The 19,355-nt window shown below is 73.4% G+C and carries 20 protein-coding genes; 8 read left to right on the plus strand and 12 right to left on the minus strand.

Features of this window, described 5'->3' with window-relative positions; genetic code table 11:
- Positions 1-7 precede the first annotated feature (7 nt).
- Entirely contained in the window at positions 8-805 is a 798-nt protein-coding gene (locus ACIHFE_RS03185) for an adenosylcobinamide-GDP ribazoletransferase (RefSeq protein ID WP_400104004.1), read from the minus strand.
- A 76-nt stretch (positions 806-881) separates the two neighbouring features.
- Between ACIHFE_RS03185 and ACIHFE_RS03190 the strand changes: the two genes are divergently transcribed.
- A complete protein-coding gene (locus tag ACIHFE_RS03190) occupies positions 882-1,619 on the plus strand; it encodes a hypothetical protein (protein WP_400104006.1) in 738 nt (245 codons plus the stop codon).
- Here the strand turns inward: ACIHFE_RS03190 and ACIHFE_RS03195 are convergent.
- The 4 genes from ACIHFE_RS03195 to ACIHFE_RS03210 form a co-directional block, all read right to left on the minus strand.
- Positions 1,586-2,305 (minus strand): hypothetical protein, encoded by a 720-nt coding sequence (locus ACIHFE_RS03195; RefSeq protein WP_400104008.1) that lies wholly within the window; start codon positions 2,303-2,305, stop codon positions 1,586-1,588. The two genes, ACIHFE_RS03190 and ACIHFE_RS03195, sit on opposite strands and share 34 nt — an antisense overlap.
- Positions 2,302-4,056: a phosphatidylglycerol lysyltransferase domain-containing protein gene (locus ACIHFE_RS03200; RefSeq protein ID WP_400104010.1), complete on the minus strand. Its 1,755-nt coding sequence runs from the start codon at positions 4,054-4,056 to the stop codon at positions 2,302-2,304. The genes ACIHFE_RS03195 and ACIHFE_RS03200 overlap by 4 nt, the downstream gene beginning before the upstream one ends.
- 66 nt (positions 4,057-4,122) lie before the next feature.
- Positions 4,123-5,169, minus strand: coding sequence for a nicotinate-nucleotide--dimethylbenzimidazole phosphoribosyltransferase (gene cobT, locus ACIHFE_RS03205; protein ID WP_400104012.1), 1,047 nt, complete (start codon positions 5,167-5,169; stop codon positions 4,123-4,125).
- Between the two features lie 80 nt (positions 5,170-5,249).
- Entirely contained in the window at positions 5,250-6,449 is a 1,200-nt protein-coding gene (locus tag ACIHFE_RS03210; RefSeq protein WP_400104014.1) for a bifunctional adenosylcobinamide kinase/adenosylcobinamide-phosphate guanylyltransferase, read from the minus strand.
- A 125-nt stretch (positions 6,450-6,574) separates the two neighbouring features.
- Between ACIHFE_RS03210 and ACIHFE_RS03215 the strand changes: the two genes are divergently transcribed.
- Positions 6,575-6,790 (plus strand): hypothetical protein, encoded by a 216-nt coding sequence (locus ACIHFE_RS03215; protein ID WP_400104016.1) that lies wholly within the window; start codon positions 6,575-6,577, stop codon positions 6,788-6,790.
- An 18-nt stretch (positions 6,791-6,808) separates the two neighbouring features.
- Here ACIHFE_RS03215 and ACIHFE_RS03220 read toward each other — a convergent pair whose 3' ends face one another.
- From ACIHFE_RS03220 to ACIHFE_RS03230, 3 genes are all read right to left on the minus strand, one after another.
- Positions 6,809-7,870, minus strand: coding sequence for a S1C family serine protease (locus ACIHFE_RS03220; protein WP_400104019.1), 1,062 nt, complete (start codon positions 7,868-7,870; stop codon positions 6,809-6,811).
- Between the two features lie 300 nt (positions 7,871-8,170).
- On the minus strand, positions 8,171-8,881 hold the full coding sequence (locus tag ACIHFE_RS03225; protein WP_400104021.1) for a class I SAM-dependent methyltransferase: 711 nt from the start codon (positions 8,879-8,881) through the stop codon (positions 8,171-8,173).
- A 122-nt stretch (positions 8,882-9,003) separates the two neighbouring features.
- Positions 9,004-9,609 (minus strand): DUF3043 domain-containing protein, encoded by a 606-nt coding sequence (locus tag ACIHFE_RS03230; protein WP_400104024.1) that lies wholly within the window; start codon positions 9,607-9,609, stop codon positions 9,004-9,006.
- Positions 9,610-9,840: 231 nt separating this feature from the next.
- Here ACIHFE_RS03230 and ACIHFE_RS03235 point away from each other — a divergent pair, with 231 nt between their 5' ends.
- From ACIHFE_RS03235 to ACIHFE_RS03250, 4 genes are all read left to right on the plus strand, one after another.
- Entirely contained in the window at positions 9,841-10,635 is a 795-nt protein-coding gene (locus tag ACIHFE_RS03235; protein ID WP_400104026.1) for a PspA/IM30 family protein, read from the plus strand.
- Between the two features lie 31 nt (positions 10,636-10,666).
- Complete coding sequence (locus ACIHFE_RS03240; RefSeq protein ID WP_400104028.1) at positions 10,667-10,945, plus strand: hypothetical protein; 279 nt, start codon at positions 10,667-10,669, stop codon at positions 10,943-10,945.
- A 123-nt stretch (positions 10,946-11,068) separates the two neighbouring features.
- On the plus strand, positions 11,069-12,250 hold the full coding sequence (locus tag ACIHFE_RS03245) for a sensor histidine kinase (protein ID WP_400104030.1): 1,182 nt from the start codon (positions 11,069-11,071) through the stop codon (positions 12,248-12,250).
- 42 nt (positions 12,251-12,292) lie between these two features.
- Positions 12,293-12,982 (plus strand): response regulator, encoded by a 690-nt coding sequence (locus ACIHFE_RS03250; RefSeq protein ID WP_400104032.1) that lies wholly within the window; start codon positions 12,293-12,295, stop codon positions 12,980-12,982.
- On the opposite strand, the gene nadA is transcribed toward ACIHFE_RS03250, so the two are convergent.
- The gene (gene nadA, locus ACIHFE_RS03255; RefSeq protein ID WP_400104034.1) at positions 12,979-14,163 is read right to left on the minus strand and encodes a quinolinate synthase NadA; all 1,185 of its coding nucleotides are present in this window, start codon (positions 14,161-14,163) and stop codon (positions 12,979-12,981) included. The two genes, ACIHFE_RS03250 and nadA, sit on opposite strands and share 4 nt — an antisense overlap.
- Before the next feature lie 266 nt (positions 14,164-14,429).
- On the opposite strand from nadA, the gene erpA reads away from it, so the two are divergent.
- Positions 14,430-14,786 (plus strand): iron-sulfur cluster insertion protein ErpA, encoded by a 357-nt coding sequence (gene erpA, locus ACIHFE_RS03260; protein WP_004946545.1) that lies wholly within the window; start codon positions 14,430-14,432, stop codon positions 14,784-14,786.
- Between the two features lie 79 nt (positions 14,787-14,865).
- On the opposite strand, the gene ACIHFE_RS03265 is transcribed toward erpA, so the two are convergent.
- Both ACIHFE_RS03265 and ACIHFE_RS03270 read right to left on the minus strand, forming a co-directional pair.
- Positions 14,866-16,323, minus strand: coding sequence for a hypothetical protein (locus ACIHFE_RS03265; protein ID WP_400104036.1), 1,458 nt, complete (start codon positions 16,321-16,323; stop codon positions 14,866-14,868).
- An 83-nt stretch (positions 16,324-16,406) separates the two neighbouring features.
- Positions 16,407-16,640: a hypothetical protein gene (locus ACIHFE_RS03270; RefSeq protein ID WP_400104038.1), complete on the minus strand. Its 234-nt coding sequence runs from the start codon at positions 16,638-16,640 to the stop codon at positions 16,407-16,409.
- A 185-nt stretch (positions 16,641-16,825) separates the two neighbouring features.
- On the opposite strand from ACIHFE_RS03270, the gene ACIHFE_RS03275 reads away from it, so the two are divergent.
- Positions 16,826-17,800, plus strand: coding sequence for a carbohydrate kinase family protein (locus tag ACIHFE_RS03275; protein WP_400104040.1), 975 nt, complete (start codon positions 16,826-16,828; stop codon positions 17,798-17,800).
- A 64-nt stretch (positions 17,801-17,864) separates the two neighbouring features.
- Here the strand turns inward: ACIHFE_RS03275 and ACIHFE_RS03280 are convergent, their stop codons facing one another.
- Positions 17,865-19,247: a cysteine desulfurase/sulfurtransferase TusA family protein gene (locus ACIHFE_RS03280; RefSeq protein WP_400104042.1), complete on the minus strand. Its 1,383-nt coding sequence runs from the start codon at positions 19,245-19,247 to the stop codon at positions 17,865-17,867.
- Between the last annotated feature and the right edge of the window lie 108 nt (positions 19,248-19,355).

Consider the following 19,355-nt stretch of genomic DNA (forward strand, 5'->3'; position numbering starts at 1 on the left):
TGGGCGTTCAGCCCAGGGTCAGGCCGATGAGCGTGATCGTCAACGCGGTTTCCGCCAGCGCCCCGAACACATCCCCGGTGATGCCGCCGAACCGGCGCCGGCAGTGCCGCAGCATCAACTCTCCGCCGGCCAGGCCCAGTAGCGCGGCCAGCGCGAAGTGCGCGGCCCGGTACGGGCCGAGCAGCGCGCCCGCCCCGCCCGCCAGACAGCAGGCGGCCGCCGCCACCACCGGCGCGGCGCGCACCGGCACCACCCCGGCGACCGCCGCGCCCAGCCCCTCGGGGCGGGCCGCCGGGACCCCGGCGCGGGCGGCCAGGGTCAGCGCGCAGCGCGCGGTGAGCGCCGCGGTCACGGCGCCCAGTGCGCCGTACGCGCCCCCGGTGGTGAACAGGGCGGTGAGCGCGGCGACTTGGCCGAGCAGGGTGAGCAGCAGGGTGATCACCCCGAACGGGCCGATGTCCGACTGCTTCATGATGGCCAAGGCCTGCTCGGCGGGCTTGCCGCTGCCCAGCCCGTCGGCGACATCGGCCAGCCCGTCCAGGTGCAGCCCCCGGGTGAGCACGGCGGGCACCGCCACGGTGGCCACCGCGGCCAGCAGCGGCCCCCCGCCCAGCAGCAGGAACAGCCCGCCGGCCGCCGCCGCGCAGGCGCCCACCGCCAGCCCGGCCAGCGGGGCGGCCAGCATGCCGCCGCGGGCGGTGGGCCGGTCCCAGCGGGTCAGCGGCACCGGCAGCACGGTGAGGGTGCCGAAGGCGAACCGCAGGGCGTGCGCGGGGGTTGTCCGGGCGGGAGTGGTGTCGGTCACCGCGGGAGGGTATCCCGCCGGTGAGGGCGGTCAATCGTAGATTTGGTGCATTACGGAAGTGGGGGCTAGGAGTTCCATGGGTCACTGGCTGGACCGCAACATCGTCGAGCCGGGCAAGCTGCCGCTGCTGCTGGCACTGGCCGCCTTTGTGCTGACCTTCCTGGTCACCCGGGTGATCACCCGGCTGATCCGGGCGGGCCGGGGCCCCTTCGGCAACATCCGCCCCGGCGGGCTGCATGTGCACCATGTGGTGCCCGGGATCGTGCTGATGGTGATCGGCGGCTTCGGCTCGGTGGCGGTGCGCGGGCACGGTCCGGGGGCGGTGGTCGCGGCGGTGCTCTTCGGCTGCGGCGCCGGGCTGGTGCTGGACGAGTTCGCCCTGGTGCTGCACCTGGACGATGTCTACTGGACCGAGCAGGGCCGCAAGAGCGTGGAGATCGTGGTGCTCACGGCCGCGCTGGTGGGGCTGGTGCTGGCCGGCTTCGCCCCGTTCGGGGTGAACGAGCTGACCCCGGACGAGCTGCAGAGCCGCAGCATCGTGGTGACCAACACCCTGATCAACTTTCTGGTGGCGCTGTTCGCGCTGGCCAAGGGCAAGCCCCGGATCGCCCTGATCGGCGCGGTGGTGCCGCTGGTGGCGCTGGTGGGCGCGGTGCGGCTGGCCCGGCCCGGCTCGCCCTGGGCACGACGCTTCTACCGGCACCGTCCGCGTGCCCGGCGCAAGGCCCGGGTGCGCGCCTACCGGCACGACGCCCGCTGGGCTGCGGTGCGCAACCGGCTTCACGATCTGGTGGCCGGCGCTCCGGACCGCTGATCGCGGTCCCGGTAGAGATCCTGACGGGGCTTGCGGCGCCGGCGCAGCTCCTCCGCCGTGCACAGCAGCAGCACGGCCAGCATGGCGGCGATGTGCTCCTTGCCGGCCAGATTGGGCTTGACGACCGCCTCCGCCACCATGGCCAGCACCACTCCCGCACAGGTGAGCCAGGCGCGGTAGCGCCAGCAGATGTACACCGCCAGGCCCACCACGGCCGCCGAGGGGCCCGTGTCGATGACCTGGGCGGCCTCCGCGGGCAGGCCCAGCAGCCCGCCCGGGCCCAGCCAGACGCCCAGCCGGGCGTACATGGTCCCGGCCACGGTGGCCAGATAGGCCACCGCCAGGGTCTGCCGGCGGCCCAGGCAGAGCTCGGCGATCCCGAAGACGATCAGTAACTGGGCCAGTGCGCCCCAGACCGGCAGGTCCAGGGCGGGGACGAAGAGGGACAGCGGGGTGCGCAGCAGCGCCAGCCACCAGGGCAGCTGCGCCTGGACCGAGCCCAGCCGCTGGACATGGTGGAAGCCCCAGGGCTGGTTCTGGACGATCTGGAAGAGCGCGGTGAGGGCGACCGCGGTCAGCGTCATCGGGATGGCGCGCCAGCGCCTGGCGGTGAGCGCGTGCCCCATGGTGCCGAGGAGCGGTCCCCATTCGGTGCGCGCGGCGCGTCGCAGCGCCGCGCGGTTCATCGCCGGCTCTCCAGGTGTTTGCGGTTGAGCCACTTGGGCAGGCCGGGCGCCTCCAGGAAGCCCTCCGCGCGGGCGCTGGCGATGCCGATCCGCAGCAGGTCACTGCTCTTCTCGAACAGCATGAAACGAGGCTCCCAGATCGGGCGGTACTTCGCATTTGCTCGATAGAGGGACTCGATCTGCCACCAGCGCGAGAAGAAGGACAGCAGCGAGCGCCAGGCGCGCAGCACGGGTCCCGCGCCCAGTTTGGAACCGCGTTCGAAGACCGAGCGGAACATCGCGAAGTTGAGCGAGACCTGGGTGATGCCCAACTCCCTGCCGCGCTGCAGCAGTTCGATGACCATAAATTCCATCAGGCCGTTCTCGGAGTCCCGGTCACGCCGCATCAGGTCCAGCGACAGGCCCTTGGGGCCCCAGGGGACAAAGCTCAGCATCGCCCGCAACTCGCCCTGCCCGTCGTGGCATTCGAGCATCACACAGCGCCCGTCGTCCGGGTCGCCGAGCCGGCCCAGGGCCATGGAGAAGCCGCGCTCGGTGGCCCCGTCGCGCCAGTCGTCGGCGCGCCGCAGCAGCTCGGCCATCTCCGGCTCGGGGATCTCGTCATGGCGCCGGATGCGCACGGTGTACCCGGCGCGCTTCACCCGGTTGAACGCCTGGCGTACGGTGCGCATCGCGCGCCCCTCCAGGGTGAACTCGGCGGTCTCCACGATGGCCTCGTCACCCAGCTCCAGGGCGTCCAGACCGTGCCGGGCGTAGATGGTGCCCGCCTCCTCGCCGGCGCCCATCACCGCCGGGATCCAGCCGTGCGCCCGGGCCTCGGCCAGCCAGGGCTCGATGGCGCCCGGCCAGGCCTCCGGGTCGCCCAGCGGGTCGCCGGAGGCCAGCGAGACCCCGCCCACCACCCGGTAGGTGACCGCCGCCTTGCCGGAGGGGGACCACACCACGCTCTTCTCCCGGCGCAGCGCGAAGTAGCCCAGCGAATCCCGGTCGCCGTACTTCTCCAGCAGGGCGCGCAGCCGGGACTCGTCCTCGGCGGTCAGCGGGTCGGTGGCCCGGCGGGAGCGGAAGGCCGCGTACACCACCAGCACCAGCAGGGCGGTGCTCAGCACATTGATGGCCACGTCCACCCAGCCCGGGGCGTCGATGCCGGTGTAGTGGCTCTCGTCCACCACCAGCCAGATGCACCGCATGGCGCCGTAGCGCCAGCGGTCCAGGAAGGTGGAGCGGTACTCGTCGCTCGCCTGGTTGGTGACGGTCACCAGCAGTGCGGCGATCAGCGAGCAGACCAGCAGGCCGCCGGCCGCCACCGCCGCCGCCAGCTTGGGGTTGGAGCGGTCGCCCTTGGCGTAGAACTCCTTCCGGCCCACCAGCAGGGCCACCACGAACAGCGCGGTGACCAGGGCGGAGGCCCAGTTCTGCAGGTGCCCGCGCATCTGCGGGTCGGCCAGGTAGAAGACCATCACCAGCAGCACCAGGCCGGCCAGCGCCAGGTTGAGGATCCACGCCGCCCGCTTGCGCCGGCCCAGCGTCACCGCCATGAACAAGGAGGTGACCGCCGAGGTGAAGCCGGCGTCCAGCAGATACGGGGTGAAGTACTCGTCGATACTGTGCCGGCGGATGCCCGCGCCGAGGGACACCCAGACCGCGCTGAGCAGGTTGAGGAAGGTGACGGCACGCAGGTACCACACCGCGAAGGTGGCCGAGCGGCTGGGCCAGGCGCCGCCGCTGCTCGCCTCGTCATCCGGAGTCAAGCGGACTTCTCCCCTGAAGAGTGAAGGTATGGGCGTGGTTTGACGGCGGCCCGGCCCCGCGGGACCTCAGGGCCGCTCGGGCAGTTCCGCCGCCAGGGCCGCGGCCGCCTGTACCAGGGGCAGCGCGAGCAGGGCGCCGGTCGCCTCGCCCACGGTGACGCCCTGGTCCAGCAGAGGGTTGAGCGCCAGCCGGTCCAGCGCCTTGGCCTGCGCCGGATCGCCGCTGGCCTGGCCCACCAGCCACCAGTCGGGCGCCCGGAAGGCGATCCGCTGGGCCACCAGGGCACAGGCCGCCGAGACCACGCCGTCCAGGATGACCGGGGTGCGGCGCACCGCGCTCTGCAGCAGGAAGCCGGTGATCGCGGTGAGGTCCGCGCCGCCGATGGTGGCCAGCAGCTCCAGCTGGTCGCCGAGGACCGGGCGGGCCCGGCGCAGCGCGTCCCGGATGGCCGCGCACTTGCGCATCCAGGCCAGGTCGTCGATGCCGGCGCCGCCGCGCCCGGTGACCACCGAGGCATCGGTGCCGCACAGCGCGCCGATCAGGGCGCCGGCCGCGGTGGTCCCGCCGACGCTGAGGTCGCCCAGCACCACCAGGTCGGTGCCGGAGTCGGCCTCCTCGTCGGCGATGGCCATGCCGGCCCGGAACGCCTGCTCCGCCTCCTCGGCGGTCAGCGCGTCCTCGATGTCGATCCGGCCGCTGCCCCGGCGCACCCGGTGCCGGGTGACCTCCTCGGGCAGCAGAGCGGGGTCGCAGTCCAGCGACATGTCCACCACCCGCAGCCCGGCCCCGAAGCGGCGGGCCAGCACCGCCGCCGTGCTGCCGCCGTCCAGCGCCGCCCGCACCAGCTCGGCGGCCCCGTCCTTGGGGCCGCCCGAGACGCCCAGCGAGGCCACTTGGTGGTCGCCCGCGAACAGGATCGCCCTGGGCCGTTCCACCGGCTTGACCGGCACCGTCCCCTGTGCCGCGGCGAGCCACTCGCCCAGTTCGTCCAGCCGTCCCAGCGCACCCGGCCGCGGCACCAGCCGCTCCCGGCGCTCCTCGGCCTCACGCCGCACGCCCGGGTCGGGGCGCTCGATCAGCGTGGCGAAGTCATCCAGATTCAGACCGCTCATCCGCCACACACTACCGCCGTGAGAGGTGCGGTAACCCTGGGTCGCCGGTGCCTGTTCCCAGCCCCCGGCCCGCCGGCCGTTCAGCCCCGCAGCGGCAGCGCCTGCCCCGCCACCACCAGCAGCACCTGCTCGCACTCGGCGGCGAACGCCGCGTTCAGCCGCCCCAGTTCGTCCCGGAACCGCCGCCCGGCGGAGGTGGCCGGGACCACGCCCGAGCCCACCTCGTTGCTGACGGCCACCAGCGTGCGGCCGGTGGCCCGTACCGCCGCCACCAGCTCCCGCACCCGTTCGGTCACCGCTTGCCGCCCGCCGCCGTCCCAGGTGGCGTCGGACCAGGCCCCGGCCTCGTCCATGACATGCGTCAGCCACAGCGCCAGGCAGTCGATCAGCAGCGGCGGGCCTTCGGCGGCCAGCAGCGGCACCAGGTCGCAGGTCTCGGTGGTGCGCCAGGAGGCCGGCCGGCGTTCCCGGTGCAGGGCCACCCGCGCCGCCCAGTCCGCGTCGCCTTCCCGGGTGCCGCCGGTGGCCACATAGAGCACCTGCGGGAAGGACTCCAGGCGCCGCTCGGCCTCCACCGACTTGCCCGAGCGCGCCCCGCCCAGCACCAGGGTGCGGCGCGGCAGGTCGGGCACCGCGTGGTAGTCGCCCACGGTCAGCGTGGTCCCGTCCGGCACCGCCCGGGCGCCCGCCGCCGCCAGCCGGCGGTGCAGCTCCCGGCCCGGCGGCACCTCATGGTCCAGGTGCACCGCGAGCACATCGGTGGTGGCCCCCACCGCGCCCGCCTCGCGCAGCCGGGCCAGCGCGTCCGGCCGGCCGGTCACATCCAGCAGGACTATGTCGTACGGGGCGGTCACCGCCACCAGCCCGGCCGGCGCCCCGCCCGGCGGCAGGTACAGCAGCCGGCCGCCCTCCGGGCCCTGCACCTCGTAGCCGGTGCCCGGGGCGTCCAGCGCCATCGCCCGTACCCGGTGCCCGCTGATCACCGACAGCTCACGGCCGTCCGGCACCCGCCCCGGCGCGGGCAGCCCGGCCGGGAACTCCAGCGGCGGGCCATGGTTGGGGTGCGAGAGCAGCACCTGGCGTACCCCGGCCAGCGAGCGCCCCGCGCGGGCGGCGGCGAAGGCCGGCCCCGGGGTCAGATCCAGCAGCAGCGCGCCGTCCACGAGCAGCGCGGTGGCCGCCCGGGCGTCCTCGCCGACGGCCAGGGCGCAGGCCGCGCAGGGGCAGCCGGGGCGCGGCAGCCCGTCGGGGGCCCCGGTGCCGAGCAGTGTCAGTTCCACGCCCCGATCGTCTCGCGTCCCGCCCGGGCGGGCGCGCGGGGATCCCCCTGCCATGCGGGTGACGGGCCGTTAGGCTGCGCCACATCAGCAGAGGCTTGGCAGAGGACAGCACACGGGAGGCGGACATGGCGTGGGTGTGGCGGTTCGAGAAGACCGATGGCACGGAGGTCCCGCCGGCGGTGGAGCCGGAGGAGTTCACCACTCAGGGGGACGCGGAGTCCTGGATCGGTGAGGAGTGGCAGGCCCTGCTGGACGGCGGGGTCGACCAGGTCAGGCTGTTCGAGGACGGCAAGGAGATCTACCCGGCGCCGATGAGCCTGCACGCCGCCGCCGAGGGCTAGCCGGGCTGGCCGCGGGCGTCACATCTCGCCCAGGGTGACGTTCGCGGTCCGTTCCGCCCCGTCCCGGTCGTAGGTCACCTCGGTGCGGTCGCCCGGATTCATCCCGGCCAGCGCCTCGGACAGGGACTGCAGGGTGGTGATGGCCGTCCGGCCGACCCGGGTGATGATGTCGCCGGCGCGCAGCCCGGCCTTGTCCGCGGGGCCGCCCCGGTTGACGGACGCCACCGCCACCCCGTTGGGGCTGAAGTCCGGGCCCACCACGGTCCGTCCGGTGATGCCCAGCGCGGCCCGGCCCGAGTCGGTGACCCGGCCGCTGCTGACGATCTGGCCGGCGATCCGGCTCACCGTGGCGGCCGGGATGGCGAAGCCGATGCCGGGCGCGGCGCCCTCGCCCAGCTCCGGGTCCACGGCCGCCAGGGTGGGGATACCGATCACCTGCCCGGCCAGGTTGACCAGCGCTCCGCCGCTGTTGCCGGGGTTGATGGCGGCCGAGGTCTGCACCATGTTGGCGATGGTCGCCCCGGTGCCGCCCCCGCCGCGCCCCTCGCTGACGGTGCGGCCGACCGCCGAGACAATGCCCTGGGTGACGCTGCTGGAGAGCCCCAGCGGATTGCCCATGGCCAGCACGATCTGGCCGACCTCCACCTTGGCCGAGTCGCCCAGGGTGGCCGGGTGCAGCCCCTTGGGCACCGAGTCCAGCCGCACCACCGCCAGATCCTGGTCCGGATAGCTGGAGACCAGCCGGGCGCCCACCGTGGTGCCGCCGGTGGCCAGCGAGACCTTGAAGGCGGTGGAGTCGCCGACCACATGGGCGTTGGTGACGATGTCGCCCTTGTCGTCGTAGACCACACCCGAGCCCAGGCCCTGCGCGGTGGTGATCTGCACCACCGAGGGCAGCACCTCCTTGACCACCCGCTGGTAGGCGGTCTGCAGATCGCCGGCCGGACCGCTCACCGAGGGGGCGGGTGCGGAGCCGGTCCTCGCCGGCGCCGCGGGTCCGGCCGCCGGCCCGGTGCAGCCGGCCAGTGGCAGCAGCGCGAGGGCGGCCAGTGAGGGCAGGAACCGGCGGAGGAGATCCATGCCTCGGAGTATCCGGCGCGGTGCGCCCCTTGTCCCCGCCACGGAGCCGTACGGGTGCGCCCCCTCAGGGGCGCGGGGAACTGCGCGAGCCGCCAGAGACGGCCCGCACCCGGCACAGAAACCGCAAGCGCCGCGGCGGGCTGCCGCCGGGGGTGCGGGGAACTGCGCGACGAGCTACAGCCGGCCGGCACCCGGCATGGAAACCGCAAGTCACCGCCGTCATTCGGCCGCGGGCCGTGGGTGGCTGATCGCGCAGTTCCCCGCGCCCCTAAGGGCGTACCCGGAAACGCAACCCCCCGGTCAACCGCCCCGCACCCCGCACAGGTGCAGCAACGCCGCCACCGCCCGATAGGGATCCGTGCGCCCGGCCCGCTCCTCGGCGGCCAGCAGCCGGTGCAGCTCCTCCGGGTGCGGCGGCGGCCGCTCGTCGCCGGCCGCGTCGGTGAACACCCGCACCCCGTACCAGGCGTGCAGCGGGGCGCCGATCCCGGCCAGGGTGGCGGTCAGTACCTCCCGCCGGTCGGCCCGCACCGGCAGACCGAGGCGGTTGGTGTAGGCGGGGGAGTCAAAGGCCGCCAGCGCGGTGTCCCAGTCGCCCAGCAGCCCCGGCCGCAGCGCCAGCGCGTCGGCGTTGCGCACCAGCAGGGAGAGCAGCCCGCCGGGGGCGAGCACCCGGGCCAGCCCGGCCAGCATGGCGTCCGGCTCCGCCAGGTACATCAGCACCCCATGGCAGAGCACCACATCGAAGGCGCCGGGCAGAAAGTGCGCGCCGGTGTCCCGGCCGTCGCCCTGGACCAGCCGCACCCGCTCCTGGATGCCGGCCGGTTCCGCGGCCAGCGTCTCGTGCAGCACGGCCAGCATCCGCGGATCCGGCTCCAGGCCGGTGACCTGGTGCCCGGCCCGGGCCAGGCGCAGCGCCTGGGTGCCCTGGCCGGGACCCACGTCCAGCACCCGCAGCCGGCGGCCCACCGGGAAGCGGGCCGCTATCTGCTCCTCCACCTGGCGTGCCACCAGCTCCTGGCGGACGGTGTTCCGTAACCCTCCGAGCCCCCGCAGCCAGCCCTCGGCGCCGCCGCCGAAACCCGACGGGGCGCCCGGTGAGTGCCCCTGGGGGTAGCCCGGCGGGAAGCCGCTCAGTGCTTCTCCCCGCGCGCGACCTTGGGCTTGGGCAGCCGCAGCCGGCGCATCTGCAGGGTGCGCATCAGGGCGTACGGCACGGCGCCGCGCAGGTTCTCATGGGGGAACTTCTTCTTCAGGGCGCTCTTGAGGGTGACGGCGGTGATCACCGAGTTGATGACGATCAGCAGGATCACCACCAGCCAGGCCAGCAGCACATAGGACTGGAACGCACCGCGGTTGATCATGCTCAGCACCAGGATGAGCACGGCCAGCGGCAGGAAAAACTCCGCCACCGAATAGCGGGCGTCCACGAAGTCGCGGCAGTACCGGCGGATGGGGCCCTTGTCCCGGGCCGGGAGGAAGCGCTCGTCCCCGCTGGCCAGGGCCTCGCGCTGCTTGGCCAGCTCGGCCCGCCGCACATCGCGCGCCCGCCGGGTGGCGTCCTTGCTGTTGGCCGGGGTCCCGGCCGTGCTGCGGCGCTGCGCGTTGGCCTCGCTGCGCTTGGGGGTGGGGCGGCCCTTGGGGGCCTGCGGGTCACGGGGCTGCTGGGGCTGGTCCGCGGTCACCTTGGCATCGGTGGTCTTGGCGGACCGCTCTTCCTTGGAACGGCTTCGGAACACGGGACCCAAGGGTACGGGGTGCGGCCGTGGTCGTGCCCCGCGGAGTGGTGACCGGGCTCTCCCCGCCAGGGCCGTCTACTTCTCGGGCGGGAGAAGCGGGCACCCGCGATCGTCCTCGAGGAGGAGCGCATCGGTGCCCGGACAGTGCGGTAATGGGGACAGGGCCCGTACTGTGGGTTCTGTTAGATGGTGCTGGAGCCGAAGTCCGTCAGAAGGGGGCGCGCGAAGCCCATGAGCGGTGTGATGAAGCGTATGGGGATGATCTTCCGCGCGAAGGCCAACAAGGCCCTGGACCGGGCCGAGGATCCGCGCGAGACCCTCGACTACTCGTACCAGAAGCAGGTCGAGCTGCTGCAGAAGGTGCGCCGTGGCGTCGCCGATGTGGCCACCTCCCGCAAGCGCCTGGAGCTGCAGCTCGGCCAGCTGCAGAGCCAGTCGTCCAAGCTGGAGGAGCAGGGCCGCAAGGCGCTGGCCCTGGGCCGGGAGGACCTGGCCCGGGAGGCGCTCACCCGCCGCGCCGCGCTCCAGCAGCAGGTCAGCGACCTGGAGACGCAGCACCAGACGCTGCAGGGCGAGGAGGAGAAGCTCACCCTCGCCTCCCAGCGGCTGCAGGCCAAGGTGGATGCCTTCCGCACCAAGAAGGAGACCATCAAGGCCACCTACACCGCCGCCCAGGCGCAGACCCGGATCGGGGAGGCCTTCTCCGGCATCTCCGAGGAGATGGGTGACGTCGGCATGGCCATCCAGCGCGCCGAGGACAAGACGGCGCAGCTGCAGGCGCGTGCCGGTGCCATCGATGAGCTGCTGGCGTCCGGCGCCCTGGACGACCCCTCCGGGATGGGCAAGGACGACATCACCGCCGAGCTGGAGCGGCTGTCCGGCGGCAACGATGTGGAGCTGGAGCTGCAGCGGATGAAGGCCGAGCTGGCCGGCGGCAGCACCGCCAAGCCCGCCATCGAGGGCGGCCAGGCCGGCCAGCACCACGCCGCCCAGCCCCAGGACCGCCCGCACTTCGACAAGCAGTGATCCTCCGGCCGACAGCAGACAGGAGACCGTCATGATCGTACGGATCATGGGGGAGGGCCAGTGGAAGCTGGACGACAACCACTTCGCCGAGCTCAATGCGCTGGACGACGAGCTGCTGGCGGAGATGGAGAGCGGTGACGAGGTGGGCTTCCGCCGGGTCCTGGGCGCCCTGCTGGACGCGGTGCGCCGGCTGGGCGGCCCGCTGCCGGACGACGCCCTGGAGCCCTCCGAGCTGATCCTGCCCGCGCCGGACGCCTCCCTGGACGAGGTCCGGGAGATGCTCAGCGACGACGGTCTGATCCCGGGCTGACGGTCTGATTCCGGGCTGACGGCCTGATCCCGGGCCGGCCACCCGGCTCCCGCACCCTCGCGCCCTCGTTCCGGTGTTCCGCCCGGAGCGGGGGCGCTGCCGTATGCCCCGGAGGGGACCTTGATGAACTGGCTGCGCCGCCACCCGCCGGCCGCCGATGCCCTGCTGGCGCTGGCGGTCCTGGCGGCCGTGCTGGCGGGCTCGGTGCTGGGCCGTGGTGTCTCCGGCGACCCGCTGCGCCCGTCCTTTGTGGCGCTGTCCGTGGCGGCCTCGGCCTGTCTGCTCGCCCACCGCCGGGCGTCCCGCCTGGTGCTGGTCCTGACCTGCGGCTGCACCGTGCTGGCCGCGGTGGCCACCGGGGACGGCCGGCCGCACACCCAGATCGCGGTCACCGTGGCGGTGGCGCTGTACATCGTCACCTCGCGCACCGAGCGGCCCGCCGCCTGGTGGATCGCGGCGCTCACGGTCGGCACGCTGACCCCCGCGGTGATGCTGCTGGGACCGCCGCCCTGGTACTCGCAGGAGAACATCGGCCTGGTCGCCTGGACCGGGATGGCCGCGGCGATCGGGGACGCCGCGCGTAGCCGCCGCGCCTTTGTGGCGGCCATACAGGAACGGGCGTTACGGGCCGAGGCCGGCCGGGAGGAGGAGGCCCGCCGCCGGGTGACCGAGGAGCGGCTGCGCATCGCCCGGGAACTGCACGATGTGGTCGCCCATCTGATCGCGCTGGTCAATGTGCAGGCCGGGGTGGCCTCGCATGTCATGGACAGCCGCCCCGACCAGGCCAAGGAGGCACTGGCCCAGGTGCGCCAGGCCAGCCGCTCGGCGCTGGAGGAACTGCGCAGCACGGTGGGGCTGCTGCGCCAGTACGGCGACCCCGAGGCGCCCACCGAACCGGCCCCCGGCCTGAACATGCTGGGGCAGCTGGTGGACGGGTTCACCCGGGCGGGGCTGGAGGTGGCGGTGCGTACCGAGGGGCCCATGGACCAGCTGCCCGCGGCCGTGGACCTGACCGCCTACCGGGTGATCCAGGAGGCGCTGACCAATGCGCACAAGCACGCGGGCGCCGGCGCCCGGGCCGAAGTCGCCATCCGGCGCGGTCTGTTGGAGCTGGTGCTGATGGTGCTGGACGACGGGGGGCAGGCCGGGGCGGCGATGGCGCTGCCGGCCGGCGGGCATGGGCTGACCGGGATGCGGGAGCGGGTCACCGCGCTGGGCGGGCGGATCGAGACCGGTCCGCGCCGGGACACCCCCGGCTTCCAAGTGGAAGTACGTCTTCCGGTTCCGGCCGCAACCCGCCGCTGACCCGGGGGAGTTGCCTTCTCACCGGCTGCCTAGGCTGACCCCATGACCGACCAGTCCCCCTCGCACATCCGCGTCCTGCTAGCCGATGACCAGGCGCTGTTACGCAGCGCGTTCCGGGTCCTGGTGGATTCCGAGCCGGATATGCGGGTGGTGGCGGAGGCCGCCGACGGCGCGGAGGCGGTACGGCTGGCCCGGGCCGAGCGGCCGGACGTGGTGCTGATGGACATCCGGATGCCGGGTACGGACGGGCTGACCGCCACCCGGGAGATCTGCTCCGATCCCCAACTGGCCGGAGTGCATGTGGTCATGCTGACCACCTTTGAGATCGACGACTATGTGGTGCGCTCGCTGCGCGCCGGTGCCTGCGGCTTCCTGGGGAAGGGCGCCGAACCGGACGAGCTGCTGGCCGCGATCCGGATCGCGGCGGGCGGGGAGGCGCTGCTCTCGCCCGCCGCGACCAAGGGCCTGATCGCCAGCTTCCTGGCCCAGGGCGACCGGGCCGTGGAGCAGGAGGCGGGCGCCCGGCTGACGGTGCTCACCGGCCGGGAGCGCGAGGTGCTGGCGCAGGTGGCGGCCGGGCTCTCCAACGATGAGATCGGCCTCCGGCTCTCGGTGAGCCCGCTGACCGTCAAGACCCATGTCAACCGGGCCATGGCCAAGCTCGGCGCCCGCGACCGGGCCCAACTCGTCGTCATCGCCTATGAGTCGGGCCTGGTGCGGCCTCGGGGTTAGCCCTGCGGAAGCGCCAGCATCCGCTCCAGCGCCAGCTTGGAGAAGGCGGCCACCTCCGGGTCGACCTCGATGCGGTTGACCACCTTGCCGTCGGCCAGCGACTCCAACGCCCAGACCAGGTGCGGCAGATCGATCCGGTTCATGGTCGAGCAGAAGCAGACCGTCTTGTCCAGGAAGACAATCTCCTTGCCCTGGTCGGCGAACCGGTTCGCCAGCCGGCGCACCAGGTTGAGTTCGGTGCCGATGGCCCACTTGGAACCGGCCGGGGCCGCCTCCAGGGCCTTGATGATGTACTCGGTGGAGCCGACGTAGTCGGCCGCGGCCACCACCTCGTGCCGGCACTCCGGGTGCACCAGGACATTGACGCCCGGGATGCGCTCGCGCACATCGTTGACCGAGTCGAGCGAGAAGCGCCCGTGCACCGAGCAGTGGCCACGCCAGAGGATCATCCTGGCGCCGCGCAGCTCCTCGGCGGTCAGCCCGCCGTTCGGCTTGTGCGGGTTGTAGACCACACAGTCGTCCAGGGACATCCCCAGGTCGCGCACCGCGGTGTTGCGCCCCAGGTGCTGGTCGGGCAGGAAGAGCACCTTCTCGCCCTGCTCGAATGCCCAGTTGAGCGCCCGCTCGGCGTTGGAGGAGGTGCAGATGGTGCCGCCGTGCTTGCCGGTGAACGCCTTGATGTCGGCCGAGGAGTTCATATACGAGACCGGCACCGTCACCTCGGCCACGCCCGCCTCGGTGAGCACATCCCAGCACTCGGCGACCTGCTCGGCGGTGGCCATGTCGGCCATCGAGCAGCCGGCCGCCAGGTCCGGAAGGACCACCTGCTGGCGGTCGTTGGTCAGGATGTCGGCGGACTCGGCCATGAAGTGCACACCGCAGAAGACGATGTACTCGGCCTCCGGCCGGGCGGCCGCGTCCCGGGCCAGCTTGAACGAGTCACCGGTGACATCGGCGAACTCGATGACCTCATCGCGCTGGTAGTGGTGGCCGAGGATGAAGACCTTGTCCCCGAGCTTCGCCTTGGCCGCGCGGGCCCGCTCCACCAGGTCCGGGTCGGAGGGCGCCGGCAGGTCGCCGGGGCACTCGACGCCGCGCTCGCTCCGGGGGTCGGACTCCCGGCCCAGGAGCAGGAGGGCGAGGGGGGTGGGCTGGACATCCAAGGGGTGGGCGGTGGTCACGACACGCACCCTTTCTGTTCTGCGGGACGGCCGAGAGGGCCTTGTCGTCAATTTGACGCTATTTATCATAACCGCTTCGTGTCAGTTTGACGATGGCCATTGCGTCGATGTGACGCATTCCTGTCCGCAGCCCTGGTGTGCGAGCATGGACGACGGAAAACGACTGCGGAAGAACGGTCCGAGCCCGGAATGAATCCGCGGCACCGCCGGTTGCAGCCGAGGGCAAGCAGTCCCAAGCAGTCCGCAACAACCCGGGAGTGAAGCAGATGTCCGTTCAGGACGAGAAGACCACTGTGAGCGACGGCATCCTCCTGTCCGACGCCGCGGCCGCCAAGGTCAAGAGCCTGCTGGAGCAGGAAGGCCGGGATGACCTCGCCCTGCGCGTGGCCGTTCAGCCCGGTGGCTGCTCCGGCCTGCGCTACCAGCTCTTCTTCGACGAGCGCTCGCTCGACGGCGATGTCGTCAAGGACTTCGACGGCGTCAAGGTCGTCACCGACCGGATGAGCGCCCCGTACCTGGGCGGCGCCTCCATCGACTTCGTGGACACCATCGAGAAGCAGGGCTTCACCATCGACAACCCCAACGCCACCGGCTCCTGCGCCTGCGGCGACTCCTTCAGCTGAGCCGCGCCGCACCAGCCAAGCCGCGTAGCACGCCCAAGGGCGGCCCCCCGGATCCCCGGGCGGCCGCCCTTGGGCGTGCTCAGGCCCGCTCCGGCACCGGTTCCCCGGTCTCCGCGTCCACTACCTTCCGGCCGTCCAGCGGCCGGTCCAGCTTCACCACCTGCTCAAACCGCTTGGCCATCAGGACGCACGGCCGCTCCGGCCGCTGCCGCACCCCCGTCACCCGCACCAGCGCCGCGGCCGCGGACTCCTGGGCGGAGGCCGAGTAGTCGGCGCACACCCCGCCCCAGAAGCGCAGGGTCAGCCGCCTGCCGTCCACGCCATAGGACTCCACCCGCATCGGGGTCACCTCCGGCGGCCGGGAGGACCCGCCGCCAGGGGCGGAGGACGGCGCGGACGGCCGTCGTATGTACCGGGGGTCCACCGCGGGCTGCACCACGGTGACCGTGCCCGCCCCCTTCGCGGTGCCCGGCACCCGCACCTCGAACAGCCAGGACGGCACCAGAGCCGGGCGCCCGCCGACATCCAGCGCGGCCAGCGCGTACCGGGCGCCCGTCACCGTGACCGGGTCCGGGACGGCCGGGCAGGCCGGGCGGCCGTCCCCGGGATCCTGCCCCAGCGGCACCGGGGTGGCACAGCCACCGATGCCCACCGGCCGTCCGGTACCGGCTCCCTCGTTGAGCTCCGCCAGCGCCCGGCTCGCCGGGACCAGCGGATACACCGCGTCCTTCCGGGGCAGCCCCAGCTGCCCGCCGCCGCCGGACGGCCGGCCGTCCGGACCGATCTCCAGCGTGGTCCGCCAGCCATGGGTGGGCGCCGAACCCAGCACCGGATCCGCGTCCACCAGCCGCACCGGCCCGAAGGTACGGTGCGCGTCCAGCGCGGCACCGTCCTGGCCCAGCGCCCTGAGCGCCGGCAGCGCCGCGCTCCTGGCACGGTCCTCGCTCACCGGCCGGGCCGCCGCCGGCTCCGCGGGACCGCCCGGCGGAAGATGCCGGTCCGGGCAGGCGTCCCCGGTGCGCCCCGCCGGCCCGGCACCCGGCGGATGCTCACAGGGCTTGCCGGCGGGCAGACCGGAACGGGCGTACGACCAGTGGCCCCGCCCGTCCACCCGCAGTACCGGCCCCGACCCGCCGTCCACCGTCCAGACGCCCGCCGCCTGCCGGGGCGTACCCTCCGCCCCCAGCGCCCTGGCCAGCGCCGCCACCGCCTCCCGGGACACCCCGGCCGGCCGGTAGACCGGGGCGCTGCGCGGGCCGTCCGGCAGCCGGCCCTCGGCCCGGTAGCGCACTCCGTTGGGATCGGGCTCGCCCACCGCGATGCCCCGCGGCCCGCCGTCCCGGCCGTAGTCGTCCAGCGCCAGCGGCGGGGGAGCCGCCCCGGTGCCGGCGGCCCGTCCGCCGGCACCGCCGTCCGCCGTGGCGGCCCAGTACGCGCCGCCGCCCCCGGCCAGCAGCACCGCCGCTGTGACCGACGCCACCACCCAAGGTGAGTGCCTGCGCCGCCGTTCCGCCGGGGTGCCGCCCTCGGTGCTCACCGCATCGCTCCTTCACTCCGCCCATGTGCAGAACGCGGGTTGGACGGAGGACGGGAGCGGCCGGTTCCAGGGCCCGGCCGGACTCAGTCGCCGTACTCCGACATCCCGTCCAGCAGCCGGGCCGAGCGCGGCGGGACGAAGACCCCCCGGATCTGCGACAGCGGAGTGCCCTCGCGACGGGCGCCCGCCGGGGCGGACGGGCCATGGCCGGCGTCATGGCCCCAGTGCGGTGCCATCCGGGCACAGTCCCTGCGCAGTTCCGCCAGCGACTCGGGCTCGGCGAGGACCGGAGTGATGTGCTTCACAGGCTTCGGCATGTGCGCACCGTACTCACCGCCCGCGGCCCGGAGAAAGGGCGCCCGTCAGGCAGAATCGGCCAGTCTTGGCAGCCGTTCCGCAGTCTGTTCCGCAGCCTCGAGCGCTGCTCCAGTGCCGAGGCTGTAGCGTGGGGTGAATTTTTCCTCCGTCGTCCACCGACTCGCCCCGCAGGGAGCAGACCCTCGTGCGTATCGCCGTCACCGGCTCCATCGCCACCGACCACCTGATGACTTTCCCCGGCCGTTTCGCCGATCAGCTCGTGGCGGACCAGCTGCACACGGTTTCCCTCTCCTTCCTCGTCGACGAGCTGGACGTCCGCCGCGGCGGCGTCGGCCCCAACATCTGCTTCGGCATGGGCGTGCTCGGCCTGCGGCCGGTGCTGGTCGGCGCGGCCGGCCAGGACTTCGCCGACTACCGGGCCTGGCTGGACCGGCATGGCGTGGACACCGCCTCGGTGCATATCTCCGAGGTGCTGCACACCGCGCGCTTCGTCTGCACCACGGACGCCGACCACAACCAGATCGCGTCCTTCTACACCGGTGCCATGAGCGAGGCCCGCCAGATCGAGCTGCAGCCGGTGGTCGAGCGGGTCGGTGGCCTGGACCTGGTGCTGATCGGCGCCGACGACCCCGAGGCGATGCTGCGCCACACCGAGGAGTGCCGCACCCGGGGCATCCCCTTCGCCGCGGACCCCTCCCAGCAGCTGGCCCGGATGGACGGTGACGACATCCGGCAGCTGATCGACGGCGCCACCTATCTGTTCACCAATGAGTACGAGCGGGCGCTGACCGAGTCCAAGACCGGCTGGACCGGGGACGAGATCCTGGCCAAGGTGGGCATCCGGGTCACCACGCTCGGGGCGCGCGGGGTGCGCATCGAGCGGGTGGGGCACCCCGACATAGAGGTCGGCTCCGCCCAGGAGGAGGCCAAGGTCGACCCGACCGGGGTCGGCGACGCGTTCCGCGCGGGCTTCCTGGCCGGGCTGACCTGGGAACTGTCCCTGGAGCGGGCCGCCCAGGTCGGTTGCATGCTGGCCACGCTGGTCATCGAGACGCTGGGCACCCAGGAGTACGAGCTGCGGCGCGGCCACTTCATGGAGCGCTTCGCCAAGGCGTACGGCCAGGAGGCCGCCGCCGAGGTCCAGGTCCACCTGAGCTGACCGCCTGACCGCCGGTGGGCGGGCACGCCGCTCCGGGGCGTCGCCCGCCCCGGAGCGGCGGGCATCAGACGCGACGCCGCACGGCGTACCCGACCCCGCCCTCCACGGCCTCTTCGCCCAGGTACTCCTGGCCGCACATCTCGCACCAGGCCGGGATGTCCAACCGGGCGGCCGCGTCATCGGACAGCACCCGCACCACACCCCCCACCGCCACCGAACCGATCACCTTTGCCAGCTCGATCACCGGAATCGGGCACCGCTTCCCGAGCGTGTCGAGCACCAGCTCCGAACCCTCGGCGGGGGATACGACGGAACCCGTGGGCGCACCCAGATGCTCCCGCACCGAGGCCACCACCCCCGGCAGCACCTCCAGAAACGCCTCGACGTCCGTGGAGCTCACCCCCCGCGGCAGCGAGACCCGCACATTCCCTTCCGACAGCACCCCCATCGCCCGCAGCACATGGCTGGGCGTCAAGGTGCTGGACGTACAGGACGATCCGGACGAAACCGAGAACCCGGCCCGGTCCAGGGCATGCAGCAGGGCCTCCCCGTCCACATACAGACAGGAGAAGGTCACCAGGTGCGGCAGCCGCCGCACCGGATCGCCGACCACCTCCACATCCGGCACCAGCTCCGGCACCCGGACCCGTACCCGCTCCACCAACTCCCGCAGCCGCGCGGCCTCCTGGGCCGCCTCCTGCCGCACCGCCCGCAGCGAGGCCGCCGCCGCCACGACGGCGGGCAGGTCGGGGAAGCCCGGCGCCCGGCCCGACTCCCGCTCGTCGGACGGACCGGTCACCGCGAACCGCACCCCCTTGCGCACCGCCAACAGCCCCACCCCCGAAGGCCCGCCCCATTTGTGCGCGCTGGCCGTCAGCAGTGACCAGTCCCCGCTCACCGGCCCCCAGCCCAGCGACTGCGCCGCGTCCACCAGCAGCGGCACCCCCACCGCCCGGCAGGCCTCGGCCACTTCGGCCACCGGCTGCTCGGTGCCCACCTCATGGTTGGCGGACTGCAGCACCGCCAGCGCGGTGTCCGGCCGCAGCGCCTGGGCATAGGCGCCCACCCCGACCCGGCCGGTGCGCTCCACCCCCACCCTGGTCACGGTGCCGCCCGCCGCCTCCAGCACCTCCGCCGAGTGCAGCACCGCGGAGTGCTCCACCGCCGAGACCACCAGATGGCGGCCCACCCGGCGGCGCCCGGCCAGCGCCCCGGCAATCCCGTCGTGCAAGGCGCGCGTCCCCGAAGGAGTGAATACGAGTTCGTCCGGGCGACAGCCCACCGCCTCCGCGGCGGCCTCCCGCGCGGCGTCCAGCAGCAGCCGGGCCCGGCGCCCCTCGCGATAGAGCCGGGCCGGGTCGGCCCAGCCCTCGTCCAGGGCGGCGAGCAGCGCCTGGCGGGCCACGGGGTGCAGGGGAGCGGCGGAAGCGGCATCGAAGTAAGGCACGTGGGAACGCTAACTCCCCACGTCACGGCTGTCGCCCCACCTGCTGACGACCCTCCAGATGGCCCCCGGAGCGGGACATTCCATCTCTTCGGGCATCGGTCCGGCGCG

This window comes from Streptomyces sp. NPDC052396, from assembly GCF_044593195.1.
In the GTDB taxonomy this organism is placed as follows: domain Bacteria; phylum Actinomycetota; class Actinomycetes; order Streptomycetales; family Streptomycetaceae; genus Streptomyces.

Bases quoted from the DNA above. Each gene is read 5' to 3' on its own strand.
- ACIHFE_RS03190 (WP_400104006.1), top strand. From the start codon at position 882: ATGGGTCACTGGCTGGACCGCAACATCGTCGAGCCGGGCAAGCTGCCG.
- ACIHFE_RS03195 (WP_400104008.1), bottom strand. From the start codon at position 2,305: ATGAACCGCGCGGCGCTGCGACGCGCCGCGCGCACCGAATGGGGACCG.
- cobT (WP_400104012.1), bottom strand. From the start codon at position 5,169: ATGAGCGGTCTGAATCTGGATGACTTCGCCACGCTGATCGAGCGCCCC.
- ACIHFE_RS03215 (WP_400104016.1), top strand. From the start codon at position 6,575: ATGGCGTGGGTGTGGCGGTTCGAGAAGACCGATGGCACGGAGGTCCCG.
- ACIHFE_RS03220 (WP_400104019.1), bottom strand. From the start codon at position 7,870: ATGGATCTCCTCCGCCGGTTCCTGCCCTCACTGGCCGCCCTCGCGCTG.
- ACIHFE_RS03235 (WP_400104026.1), top strand. From the start codon at position 9,841: ATGAGCGGTGTGATGAAGCGTATGGGGATGATCTTCCGCGCGAAGGCC.
- ACIHFE_RS03240 (WP_400104028.1), top strand. From the start codon at position 10,667: ATGATCGTACGGATCATGGGGGAGGGCCAGTGGAAGCTGGACGACAAC.
- ACIHFE_RS03245 (WP_400104030.1), top strand. From the start codon at position 11,069: ATGAACTGGCTGCGCCGCCACCCGCCGGCCGCCGATGCCCTGCTGGCG.
- ACIHFE_RS03250 (WP_400104032.1), top strand. From the start codon at position 12,293: ATGACCGACCAGTCCCCCTCGCACATCCGCGTCCTGCTAGCCGATGAC.
- erpA (WP_004946545.1), top strand. From the start codon at position 14,430: ATGTCCGTTCAGGACGAGAAGACCACTGTGAGCGACGGCATCCTCCTG.
- ACIHFE_RS03270 (WP_400104038.1), bottom strand. From the start codon at position 16,640: ATGCCGAAGCCTGTGAAGCACATCACTCCGGTCCTCGCCGAGCCCGAG.